This is a genomic window from Paracoccus sediminis, from assembly GCF_900188295.1.
Classification (GTDB): domain Bacteria; phylum Pseudomonadota; class Alphaproteobacteria; order Rhodobacterales; family Rhodobacteraceae; genus Paracoccus; species Paracoccus sediminis.
This window is the reverse complement of record NZ_FZNM01000006.1, coordinates 197537-209647: the sequence shown is the minus strand read 5'-3', so window position 1 is coordinate 209647 and position 12111 is coordinate 197537. Positions and strand designations below refer to the sequence as shown.

Annotated in this window: 6 protein-coding genes; all 6 read right to left on the bottom strand. The window is 67.3% G+C overall.

What is annotated here, in order from left to right; translation table 11 throughout:
* Positions 1-72: 72 nt before the first annotated feature.
* Positions 73-225: an HD domain-containing protein gene (locus tag CHB77_RS18320; protein ID WP_165456257.1), complete on the bottom strand. Its 153-nt coding sequence runs from the start codon at positions 223-225 to the stop codon at positions 73-75.
* 120 nt (positions 226-345) lie between these two features.
* Positions 346-723 carry a HepT-like ribonuclease domain-containing protein gene (locus CHB77_RS10880; RefSeq protein WP_089388250.1) on the bottom strand — a complete coding sequence of 126 codons (378 nt, stop codon included), beginning with the start codon at positions 721-723 and terminating at the stop codon, positions 346-348.
* A 230-nt stretch (positions 724-953) separates the two neighbouring features.
* Complete coding sequence (locus tag CHB77_RS10875) at positions 954-1487, bottom strand: response regulator transcription factor (protein ID WP_165456256.1); 534 nt, start codon at positions 1485-1487, stop codon at positions 954-956.
* A 180-nt stretch (positions 1488-1667) separates the two neighbouring features.
* Positions 1668-3044: a hypothetical protein gene (locus CHB77_RS18315; protein WP_089388224.1), complete on the bottom strand. Its 1377-nt coding sequence runs from the start codon at positions 3042-3044 to the stop codon at positions 1668-1670.
* Positions 3045-3050: 6 nt separating this feature from the next.
* A complete protein-coding gene (locus tag CHB77_RS10865; RefSeq protein WP_089388223.1) occupies positions 3051-10511 on the bottom strand; it encodes a hypothetical protein in 7461 nt (2486 codons plus the stop codon).
* Positions 10508-12109: a YML083C domain-containing protein gene (locus CHB77_RS10860; RefSeq protein ID WP_089388222.1), complete on the bottom strand. Its 1602-nt coding sequence runs from the start codon at positions 12107-12109 to the stop codon at positions 10508-10510. Before CHB77_RS10860 ends, CHB77_RS10865 begins: the two co-directional genes overlap by 4 nt.
* Positions 12110-12111: the final 2 nt, after the last annotated feature.

The following is a 12111-nucleotide window of genomic DNA, read 5'->3' as shown; positions in this document are numbered from 1 at the left end:
CCCCCTCCGCTCTCCGCGTCGGGGAAGGGTCACATGGGTCAAATCTCAATGGAAATTATGAGCCTGCCTGGGTCACTTCTGGGTGGAAATCAACATGCACAGGGCCTCGAACACCGCAGCGACATCCATGGAATGGGCTTCCAGAGCATGAAATTCGCCGTGCGCATCGGCCTTGCCCCAGGCGTTCGGCTTGCAGGATGGCAAACCGTCTTTCTGAGAATTCATTTGGTCCTCGCGGGAATTACCAACTTTGTAAAACTGTACCACACTTCGACTTTGCTCCGACAAACCTGGCGCGATCCAGAAGATGCTGCAAGGTGGAGGAACGTCCGCTTCAGCGTGGTATTATGGTTGCCATGCCGCACCGCTGTCAGACCGCTCTTGGCCCCACCTGACGCTGCCGGGCTCGGTGGTGGGGCCGTTTTCGTGACTGCCGCCCCTTTGGCGGCTGTGGCCCGACTTTGGCCGAGATCGTTGCTTGATGAGCGCGGGCAGTTCAGCCTGCACCATGGTCCAGACCACATGCGGGGCGATGTCGAAAGACCCATGGGCGATGCGATTGCGCATCCCACGGATCCCGCGCCATGGGATCGCAGCCTGGGCATTCGCAAAGTCGGGATGATCCGATGCGATTGCGATAGAACAGCAGCATGTCGTTGTGCAGCACCGCCACCGCAGATTCGGGTCGTTTCGAGATATGGAGAAGGCCACACGCTGGTCCATTCGGCCGAGATCTGTGGCCGCGACCACCGACGCGGCCCGGAACGCGGAATGGTTCGAGGTCGAAGCCATGCCCTCTGACGGAATCGTCCGCCGGCTGGAAGCACAGATGGCGGAGGATGCCGCGATCTGGGCGCGCATCGCCGAACGACACGGGCTTGTTCAACCGGACCTGACGCGCCTTGCCTTGCCCTGCCATACCGATGCCGATCTTGGACGACCGATTCAGGTTGTCATTGAAGCGCCTCACCGGCGCCGCGCAGCATTGCCGCCGCCTCGGTCCGGCTCTGGACGTTCAGCTTTACGATTATGTTGTGGACATGGTTCTTGATGGTGGGAACCTCGAGGCCGAGTTGGCGTGCGATCAGCTTGTTAGACAGGCTGTCTTTCAGAAGGGACAGGATCTGGTATTCGCGGCTTGAAAGCTTGGTCAGCCGATGCACCTCGCGTTCGCGGTACGAGATCTGAAGAAGATGTTCCTGCAACAGCCGGCTGATCCGGGGCGGGCAGACCAGATCGCCTTTCAGCACGGACTGGACGATGATGTCCAAATCGTCGATCGACTGGTCCACCGTGACGCAGGCGGCCGCCCCGGCCTCGACCGAGGCCAGCAGCGCATTTTCATCCCTGTCCAGCCCGAGCGCGACAACCGGTTTGCCGCAAGCAGCGGCAAAGGCCGTTCGAACGCTTGCCGCCGCGTCGCCGGACGGGTTGGCACGGACGTCCACAAGAACGGAATCGACCCCGTCGAGCGCATGTCTATCCATGTGGGCGGGACCGTCGCAGGCAAGGACAGCACGGATTTCCGGGCGGTCTGCAAGGGCTTTCTGAAGCCCTTCCCTGTAAATGCGATGTTCAACGCAAAGAAGTAATGAAAAACGATCCATACCAAGCAACCCTCCCTTCAGACGGAGGCCGGAACCGTAGCAAAGTCAATCTTGCCGCGATCATATCACAAAAATCACCCGGTGGCTTCGAGATTTTGATGCAAGCGAGGGCAGCCGGTTGGCCGGCACCGGCGAGGCCGCTCCGCCGGCGATGAGAGGCAGCGCGTCAGGGCCGGGATCCAGCCATTCGCCGGGGCCTCGGGTCAGACCGGCGAGGCCCAGGGGCGAAAGATCGGTGGGCGTTCCGGCATTCATCCCCCAAGGGTATCGTCGGCCGTCGGCGCCGCGGGCGGCCATTTCCCATCGGTCGGGTGTCGGCAGGCTTCCGCCACGCCGCCTCGCCTCGGCCTGCGCTGCGGCAAGGGACAGGGGCGGGCGCGGGACGCTGTCGATATAGAACCCGCGATCAAGCGTCAGCCTGTGCGGTGGGTTCGGCACGGTGCCGCGCGGCGCAAGCGGCGTGCCAAGCCGGTACGTGCCGGGCGGCACCCACGTCAGCAGGGTGCCATCGGCAAGGGCCGGTCCGGCGGGGCCGATGGTGATGCCTGGCGCCGGTTCGGGCGGGGTGCCGACCGGCAGCGGCTGGCTGAGCGCCGCCGCCGTGTCGCGCAGGCCCGGCGGCAGGCCGTCGGGATCGCCATACAGGACCGCCTCGACGCCGGGCGGAAGCGCCTTGCCCGCCGAACCGCCAAGGCGGATCAGCACGGCGTCGCGCAACGCGAGGATCATGCGGGCCTCGTCCTGGGTCACGCCCTCGGCCTTTGTCTCGGGCAGTCGGATGCGGGCGACAGGGCGGGCAAGGCCGCCAAGACCCAGCGTTCCGGCGGCAAGCATCGCGGTGACGGCGATCTCCCAGTCAGGATCGGTCAGCGCGCGGGCAAGGGCGCCTTCGATACGGGTCGGGTCGGCCGGGCGGTCGCGCATCCACCAACGCATCATCTGGAGCTTTTCCCGACGCCAGCCGGGGATCTGGAACAGGGCGGCGGCGGAATCCTTGGGCAACAGCCCGGCGCCAAGGCGTTCGAGCAAGGCCAAGGCCTGCTCGGCGATCGCCGGTTCGGGATCCGCGACAAGCGCCAGGGTGCAGGCCGCCAAGATACGGGGATCGGCACCCTCTGCGCCCTGCAAGGCCGCCAGCCGGTCCCAGGCGTCCGCCGACCGCGCCAGGCGGGCGATTTCCTCGGGCCGCATGATGGGCAGGCCGGCCGGAATGAAAGCGCCCTGCCCATGGCGCAGGACAAGGTTCCGGGTCGCGAGGTCGCGGAGGATCCAGAGTGTGTCGCCGTTGCGCCGCCACTCGACCGGGCCAGGTTCGAACGGCGGGTCAAGCGGCGACCAGCCTGCGGCCTGAAGCTGCGCCACGAGATCGCCCCAACCCATGCTGCGCGTCAGCACCTGCGGGATCGTGGGTTCCGGGGCATGGTGCGGGCTGGGCATCGATCCTTACCAGTCAAGTTTGAAGTGGCCTTGCAGGATGGCCGCGACGATCGCACGCTGCGACGAAAGCGTTTCCTGCGTCACCGGATCCATCGTCCCGACTGGCAGGATCCGATATTCGCCGGTCTTGATGTCAACGATGACGATCGGGTCGGAACTGGTGCCGGGTTCCATCACGATCTTCATGTCGTCGCCCGCGGCAAGGCGAACCGGAATGATGCGTTCGGTGACGTTGACTCCTTCCCGAACGATCTCGGCTTCGAACGGCCGGCGCGCCTCGAGGCCGTCGCCAAGCAGATGCGCAAGCTGTTCGGGATCCGCGCGGAAGATGTCGCGCAGGACCGCCAGCGCCTCGGGGTCGGTCAGCTTGCCCCAGCTGGCCGACCGCGACAGCATGCGGTCCATCGGGGCGTCGCTGCCTGTCAGATCCTGGCGCACGGTGCTCATCGCGAACTCCAGGACCGCCGCGCGGAAGGCTTCGTCCGACTGGTGCGCCGCATCGCGCAACCGGCCCATGATCGGTGCCGGATTGTCGGAAAGGTTCAGGAAGTCCAGCAGGTTCGTGACTTCCGGGGCAAGTTCGCTCCGCTCGAAGCCGTGCTGTTCGCGCAGCCAGATGCTTTCGAACTTGACCTTTGGCCGGACATGCTCGGGCAGGCGCCGCATCACCTCGTCGAAGACGTTGCGGCGGATGTCACCGATGGCCAGCCCGCCCATCATGACGTCCAGAACGACGAAGCGGTAGGAATCCCTCGTCCCGTCGCCGATCGCGTCGATGATGGCCTTGACGAGATGAGGTCCACGGGTGCCCACGACGCTCTCGTACCCCGCCGGTTTGGGTTGTTCGAATCCGCCCAGGTTTTCGTTCTCGTGGGTTGGGGCCTTGGGAACCGCCTCGGTCCTGAAGCCGGGTCCAAGCGATTCCAGCAGGAAGGCGCCGCCCCGCTGGACCCCGAGAACCAGATCGGGATCGAAATCGCGGATGAAACCGCGCGCCTGCTCCATCGCGTCGATGTTCTGTTCAAGAATGCTGCGTTCAAGCATGCCTTCCAGCTTGCCCGATGTTCCGGGAATGACTTCGATCTCGGTTTCTCCCCTCGCGGTTCGCGCGGTCTCGCGCGACGCGGGGCGTCTGCCGTAAAATCCTTCCTCTCGGATCGGCAGGTGGCCAAGCAGGTTCGCGGCCTTCTCGCGGGCTTGCACGTCCAGCCGGGAAAGCGCGTCCTGCAGGCGCGCCAGGTTTCCGGCGTTGCCCTCGGCCGTCGCCGCGCCCAGGGCCGCGTTGAATCGTCGGATATCGGCCAGCTTGCCGAGAAGTTCGTCATGGCGGGCAAATTCGGGAATGCCCGCGCGGGATGCGTCCGCCACCGCGAATCTAAGCGTCAGATCCCGGTCGTCCATGATCCTGCCCAGAAGCTGGGTAATCTCGTGCATCGCGTTCATTTCCTCTTGGCGCCATTCGAAGCGCGCGAGACTTCGGCCTTCGTCCTCGCTGGCCTTGGGTCTTTGGGGGTTGGTCATCCAGTCGAGCGTCTCGTCGAACATCCGGTCGGTCCGCTGCGCACCCGTGTCCAGGATCCGCGACATGGTTTCGACGAAACGCCGGACGCGCTCGGGCAGTTGCTCGGCCCTAAGACGGTCCCGCCCCTCCTGCCGCTCTCTGGCATCCGCCTTGCGTTCGGCCATCCTGACCCGCAACTGATCGGCATAATCTGTGCCCATCACCCCATCGACCGCCTGCGCCGCGCGCCGGGCGAACTCTGCGTCAAGGTGGCTCATACCGGTCAGGTGCCCGATCACCGCCGTTTCGTTGCCGCCCTTGGCAAGCGCGAAAAGCGTGTCCACCTGCTTGGGCTTGATCCGTTTCGGCCGACTGCCCTTCAGCATTTCCCTGGCCGCGTCGGCATCGTCGATATCGTCGGCCGCGACGAAGCCGCGTCCTTGCTGCGCCGCCAGGCGGGGGTCGGAAAGGATCGTCCGGTGGTGCAGAAGCTGGGCGTCCAGCCACCGCACCTCTGACTGCGCCCGCAGAACCGCATCCGGGGACGAGCCGGCCTTGGCCAGGGCCTCCATGCGCTCGTGGATGATCGCCGGCAGCTTGGCAAGCTCAAGCTGCGCCTCCCACCCGCGCGATCCGATGGTCAGGCCGGTGGCGTTCGCGTTGTTGATGAGGTCGTGCAGGACGCGCCGGACATTGCCCAGAACTCCCATGTATTTCTGCATCGCATGGATCGTGCCCGAATGAAGCGCCACATCAATTGCCGTCGCACCCGGCCCGACGCGGACATCAACGCCGACGATGCGGTTGCCGATGCGCAGCGGCTCGACATGGACGGAACGGCCCGGAAGGTCGGGATCCGGGGTGACGAAAGTGCCCTCGCGGATCATGTCGGGCAAGACCGCCCGCATCGCCGCGATGCGCGGCCCGGCTGGATCCGGATGGGCCGGGGTGCCGTCCACGTCCGGTTTTGGGGCGCTTGCCGGACGCGCCGTTTCGCCCTCGGCATCACCGCGGGGCGGCCGCGATCCCGCGGCTGCCTCGGCTGCCTCGGCCGAGGCGCGGATTTCCTTCATCAGGCCGCTTTGCTCGATCTCCGCCCTGGCCTTGCGGCCCTGCGGCGAGGCCAAGAACTCGCCGATCGAGGCGTTGGGGTTTTCCTGCCGGAACGAATCGAAATGCTCTCCGATGATCCGGTTCAACTCCTTCACGCGCCCGATATTACCCGGCTCGAAGATCGCGGAATGACCCATTCGGAACAGGCCGCCAGCGGCCGTCCTGGAAAGATCCAGCGTGCGGCTCATGGCGACCGACTGCGCAAGACCCATGCCGGTGCCCGAGAGGAAATTAGCAAGCGGGTCGCCCTTCCAGACGTTGTCGTCGGCCATGGTCTGGATCATCGTCGAGGGCACCGAGGACGCCGCATCCTCGATCCCTTCGGCGGCGAACCGGGCGACCGCGCGCTCGACCCCCTCGCGGGTCGGGGCGATGGCGCGCCCGGCGCGTGCGGCAAGGCCCATCCCCTCCATCCCGGCCAGCCGCTGCGCCACGCCGGTCCTGCCGATCCTGCCGGCAAGCGCGGGAAGCCTGGTCGCGCTTACAAGGGTTTTGATCGGGCCAAGGATCTTGGTGCCCAGCCCGGCGGTCGCGGCCGACATCGCCGCATCGACCACGCCGACCGCAGCGTCGATGGCAAAGTCCTGCGTGCCATAGGCGCCGCCCTTGATTAGCAGCTTCGTCGCCATCGTCGCCACGGTGGCATAGAGAGAGGCCAGGATCAGCACCATGACCGGCCCCGCGGTCCCGGCTGTCACCACGGTGATGATCGCCGCCGCGACGATGGCGACGACGATGCCGACGATCTGGGCTGCCATGTCGGTCACGCTGTCGATGCGGCGCCGGTGATCCTCGACCGCCGCCTGCACCCGCTCGACCCGGAAGTCCAGTTCGTCGGTTAGCCGCGCCCGCTCCTCGCGCGCCTCGTCCGTGTCGGGCCAGTCGGTCCGCAAGAGGCCCGCCTTCAGTTCCTGCAGGCGACCCAATTCGGACTTCATCCACGCCGCCTCGTGCCCCGCCGCGGCGCCGCCAAGAACGCCCGTCAGCTGGTTCGCCTCGCGGTCGACCCGGCGTTCTTCCTGCGCGATCGCCTCCAGTGCACTGGTGGGCTTGCCATGGTCGTACATGTCCAGCACATCCGACAGGTCGCGGCCGTCCAGCTCGCCTATCAGCATGTCGCGGAACCTTTTTCCGGGGTGCCGCTTTTCCCACTGCGCGGCCAGCACCTCGAGTTCCGCCTTGGTCATGCGGCCGACCACGCGGCGCACTGTTTCCTCGTCGGTGCCAGCGGTGCGGGTGGCGTATTCGATCTCTTGCAGGGGATCCAGCCGGCCGCCCTGTTCCAGCATGTTGCGGGCCTTGATGCGGTCCTCGCCCGACATGTTTACTTCGACGACATATTCCAGCGGCCAGAAATACTTGTCCTGATAGACCTGCTTCAGGCTGTCCATCGACAGGCGGCTGTCCTGCTGGGCGCCGTCCTGGATCTCCTTCTCCATCTGGCGTTCAAGAGCCATCCGCCGCCGCGAGACTTCATTGTCGCTGACGCCCGGCTCGTGGCGAAGGTCATCGACCAGCCGCCGGACGCGCATGTTCCGCGCCGGCCCCTCGTCAAGCCGCCGCGCCTCGAGCGCGCGTTCGTATTGCGAGCGGAGAACCCCATTGATCCGGTCATCCGAGGCGTAAAAGCCGGTGCGCTCGATTTCGATCCGGGCGGCATCGGCCTTGATTAGGTCGTTGTCCTGAAGCGCGTTGGCAAGATCCAGTTCCGCCCCGCTCAGTTCGGACTTGAAGGCGCGTCGCAGCACGGTCTCTCCTTCAAGACCGGGTTCGTTGTATTGCTCGACCTTGGCGTATCTTTCGCCGAATTTCTTCTCGATCAGCGCCAGCCGGCGGCGGACCTCGGCCTCCATCTCGTCCGATGTCCAGTTCTGGCCTTTCGCCATGGCCAGAACCTCGGTCCGAACGCGGTTCTGGACCTCCTCGATCCTTTTCTCGTCGGTGCCGGTGCTGATGATCCCGCCGCGCATCGCCTCGTCGAATTCGATGGCGTCGGCCAGTTCGTTGTCGCCTGCCAGAAGGGCGTTCGCCTGGTCTATCTCGTTCCCGTCCGAAAGATCGTCCTTGAGGTCCGCGTCAAGCGTGACGCCATACAGGCGCAGATATTCGGCGCGGATCGCCTCGCGCTCGGCCTCGGACTTGTTGCGCAGGGTGCGCATGATCGTCGCTTCGTCGGTGCCAAGCCCCGCCATCGCATCGTGCAGCGCGATGGCGTCGGCCTTGGCCTGCTTGCCTTCCAGTTCGGCCATCGCCTGGTCAAGTTCCTCGCCGCTCATCTCGCTTTCAAGGTCGCTGTCCAGATCGCTGTCGAAGATGGCCCGATACATCTTGCGCACCACCGCGCCTTGCAGGACCGTCATCGACCGAAGGCTGTCAAAGATGCGCTGTTCGTCGGTGCCCCACTGATCCATCGCGGCATGGACGTTCTGCGCGATCCGCGCCGCGTCGAATCCCGCGCCCTGGCTGCGCGCGACATCGTTCAGCTTGTTGGCCGTCGCATGGTCCCCGCCGGACACGGGCGTCGCGATCAGCGCGGCCTCGAACCGTTGGGTCGCGCCCGCCTGGTGATCGCGGGTCAGGTTGTCGCTCAGCCGGTCGGCGGCGAAGTCCAGCGGATGCTTGCCCTTGGCCTTGTTGTAGAATGTCCCGAACGCCGCCTTCTGGGCGTCGGTCATCTGGTTGATTTGCTGCGCGGTGTTCTGGTCCACGTCCTTTGCCAGTGCCTTGGCGGCCAGTTCGGCACCAAGAATGTCGTCGGCGATGGCCTTGGCGTTCTCGCGGCCCCGGCGCACGCGCCATTGTTCGTTGACATCCTTGGCCTCGCCCAGCCAGCGCCGGATGCGGGCGACGAAACGCTGCCACCAGCTTTTCCCGGCAAGGATCTTGTCCTCGGCCCAGCGCCGGGCGGCCTCGATCCCGGCCGAGCCTGCGCCCTCGATCGCCTTGCGGTTGCTGTCCGTCGTGGCGGAGGCCAGGGCCAGCGCCTTGCGGAAATGCTCGCCCACGATCTTGAGTCGCTCGTCCGACCAGAGGCGGATTTTGACCGACATGTCCGCCAGCGTCATTTCGCGCGGTTTGTCGTTCTGGTCCCGATCGGCGCGCGGGGGTGCCGGCGTCATCACCTGATAGATTTCGCGCTGCGCAAGCGCGCGATAGGCGTCCTGCTGCTCGGTCCGCGCCTTGGTCAGTTCGGTCTGCCGCTTGTCACCGGCCCGCTGGTAGTTGGTGATCTGCGTGGTGACGTGTTCGCGGAACCAGGCGACGATCCTGTCGCGGCGGGCATTGACGACGGTGGGGTCGTTTTCGCCGGCGACGGCCGTCTGGCGGCGCAGCGTTTCCTCCTCGGCCGCTTCGGCCGCGCCGGCGATGGCGTCCGAGGTCTTCTGGCCCTCCTCGGTGACGGTCTTCTTCACCTGGACGGCCTGCTTGCTGACCGTGTCGGCGGCCTTGGTCTTGGCGTCTTCAAGTTCCTTGCGGCGCCTGGCGACCATCTCGTCCAGCTCGGCGCCGCTGATCCCGGCGGCGTCGGCGATATCCCCGAGGTCGCCGGTCAACGCGGTTTTCAGCCCGTCCAGCATGTCGGAGCAGATATCGGGAAAGTTTCTGAACAGCGCCTCGCCCGGAAAGGCCTTCTTGCGCAGCCGGACAAGGATGTCCCCGGCGGTATCCTGGGTGTTCGCCATCAGCCGCGCGACAAGTTCGCCGATTCTGGCGCGGTTCTCGGGGGTCGTGCCTTCGGCCTTGAACGGGCCGATATCGGGCGCGATGACCTCGGGTCCGCGGCCCTTGCGATCGGCCGCGTCGCCGGTCCGGGTCAGCGTTTCAAGCGCGAACCGCACGCGCCGCTGTTCCGGGGTTTCCGTCTGGTTCTTGATGTCTTCGGCCGAGGCGCCCGGCGGAAGCTGGGCCAGCGTCTTGGCCGTGGGGGTAATCAGAACCTGGAACAGGTCGGGATCGACCGGCCGGACGCCCAGCGGCGGCATCGTGCCGCCGATCTTCTGCCCCTCGATCTCTCGTTCCGGCGAGGCGCTGAGGGCAATCGACTGCTGGTCCGGCAGGCGCTTGCCCGAGGCGGCGAGCACCTTTTGCGTATGTTCGGGAACCGGGTTCGGCGGCGGCGGGGCGGGCGGGGTCGTGTCGATCTCGGGCGGCTTCGGGACAGTGTCGACGGCGTCCTTGGTCATCCCGTCGCGCGCCGCCGCGTTGCGTTTTTGCGCGCCCGAGCCGACCCTTGCCAGCCGGGCCGCGCCTTCCGCCGGCACCTTCACGTCCGGTTGCGGGATCGCTGCGCCACCGGCACGGACCTGCCCCTGCCAGCGGCGGACGATGGCGCCTGGCGACGGTCCCTGATTTTCGCCCGATGCGGGTGCGGGCGGTGCGCCGGCGGGCTTTGGCGCGCCTTCGGGCGGGGCGGTGGGCCGCGCGGCCTCGGGCAGGGGCGTTCCCCCCTGGGGAAAATCGGGCATCGGCACCGGCCCGGTTGCTCGCGGCTTCTCCTCGCCCTTCAAAAGCGCCGCGTCCGACCCGCCGGGCAACGGCGCAAGCGCGCGGGGCGTGGCCGTCGCGGCGGCGCTTTCGCCAGTGGCCGCCGGGTCGCCCCCCGTCTCGGTCGTCGTGGGCGCCCTGGCCGTTTCGGGCCGCGCCGGGATCATGGCGCGCGGATCGGTCGCCCCCGCGGCGGATTCGGGACCGGCCGATTCCAGCATGTCCAGCAGAATGACCGCAAGTTCGGTCCAGCGATCCTCGTCTGCCGCAAGCGTGGACCTGTCATCGGGCGCAGGGGATTGGACGCCGCGCTTTGCAGGGCCGGCTGGCAGGGCCTTGGCGGCAGGTGGGGCGAAGCTGTGCGTCATCCTGCCCAGTCCCCCTCGCCCGAGCCGAATTCGATTTCCAGCCGCTTGTCGAGCCAGGGCAGAAAGCCCGGATTGGCGTCCAGCCCGGTGCGGCGGATGTCAAAGTCGATCGCATCGGACGGCAGCCGGACGCGGACCAACCGGGCGCCGATCCCGATCTCTCCCGCAATGCCAAGAAGGCCGGCCAGCGCCCCCGCATCAAGCGGCCGATCGATCATTTCCGCCAGCGTGGCGACCAGCACCGCCGCGCCCCATTCGGGCAGATGCCAGGAACAGTCCTCGGCCAGGGCGGCTTGGAATGTCTCGATTCGCGCACTCAGGTCGGTTCCGGTCAGATCGCGGGCGGCGGTCGCGATGGCCGCGCAGAAGTCGCGCCGCGCCCAATCCGGGACAGGGCCGAGCGGCGCGGGAGGGCGCGGAAATTCAGGCGCAAGCACGGCTGACACGGGATCGTCCGGCGCCTTGCTGATCGTGGCGAGCATGGCGGACAGCGCCTCGCCCTCGGATACGCCGATGCGCCACAGGGCTTCGGGCATCCCCAGGCGCACTGCCAGCGTCACCAGATAGACGAGGCCGCCCCAACGGGTCGGGATGAGGTTGGATGGCGGTTGCGCCCCGGCCCCGATCCGTTCCGGCGGGGGGGCGGTCTTTAGGTCCGGGATGGTCTGACGGGCCGGGGCCGGATTGCCAAAGGGCAAGGTCGTGCGCTTCGCGGGCGGGCGCGGGACGAAAGCCTTTGCCGCCTGCGCGGCCGCAGGATCGGCGGCGGTGCCGGGCCGCAGGATCGGGTAGGGATGCGGCGCGCCGTCGGGCAGGGGGTCGGGGTCCGGCGCGCAGGCTTCGGGTTGCCGCCGCGACGGGCTTGTTTCGTCGCGCGGAGGCCGCGCCGGATCCGCGCTGTCAGAGGGTCGCTGATGCGCGGGCGCATCCCGCGCGGGGTCGGCTTCGGCCTGGTGTGCCGGGGCAGGGCCTTGCGCGCCCGTCCGTTCCGTAGCCGCCAGGATCCTGGCCCGGATGGCGGGCGGCAAGGCCGTGGCGGAACGGGCGACAAGCATGTGCAACCCCGACGGCGGCAGGGCCGAAACCACCTCGTCCATAACGCCTGCGTCGGCACAGTGGCCAAGCGTGGCGGCAATCACATCGGCCGGTTCGGCCAGCAGCGTCCGCGCCAGGCCGGGCAGGTCGTCGGCGCATCCTTCGGGACCAGGCTCGCCCCGCAGCGCGGCGATCAGCGCGGCCCCGTGCCAGGCGCCCGCGGTTGGCCAGATCCGCGCCTCGGCCGCCGCGGGCGGCGGCGGCGAGGCGGGATGCGCGATAATGGCAATGTCGTGGATATGGGCGGCGAGATCCTGGCCGATCTGCCGCGCAAGATCGGCTGCATTGCGGATCTCGGGGCCGATGCGCAGGCGGATTGTCAGGCTGCGGATGCGGATGACGGCCGCATCGCCGTAAATGGCGTCCAATTCGCAGGCCATCGCGTCAAGCACGGCCGGAAGAAACTGGCGTTCGACCACCTTTTGGACGGCGCCCGCGCGGTTCTGCGCGCCGCCGGGAAGGCGCAGCGACAGCGCAAGCGAACCGACGGCAAGCGTGCCCATGG

Bases quoted from the DNA above. Each gene is read 5' to 3' on its own strand.
- CHB77_RS18320 (WP_165456257.1), bottom strand. From the start codon at position 225: ATGAATTCTCAGAAAGACGGTTTGCCATCCTGCAAGCCGAACGCCTGG.
- CHB77_RS10880 (WP_089388250.1), bottom strand. From the start codon at position 723: ATGGACCAGCGTGTGGCCTTCTCCATATCTCGAAACGACCCGAATCTG.
- CHB77_RS10875 (WP_165456256.1), bottom strand. From the start codon at position 1,487: ATGGATAGACATGCGCTCGACGGGGTCGATTCCGTTCTTGTGGACGTC.
- CHB77_RS18315 (WP_089388224.1), bottom strand. From the start codon at position 3,044: ATGCCCAGCCCGCACCATGCCCCGGAACCCACGATCCCGCAGGTGCTG.
- CHB77_RS10865 (WP_089388223.1), bottom strand. From the start codon at position 10,511: ATGACGCACAGCTTCGCCCCACCTGCCGCCAAGGCCCTGCCAGCCGGC.
- CHB77_RS10860 (WP_089388222.1), bottom strand. From the start codon at position 12,109: ATGGGCACGCTTGCCGTCGGTTCGCTTGCGCTGTCGCTGCGCCTTCCC.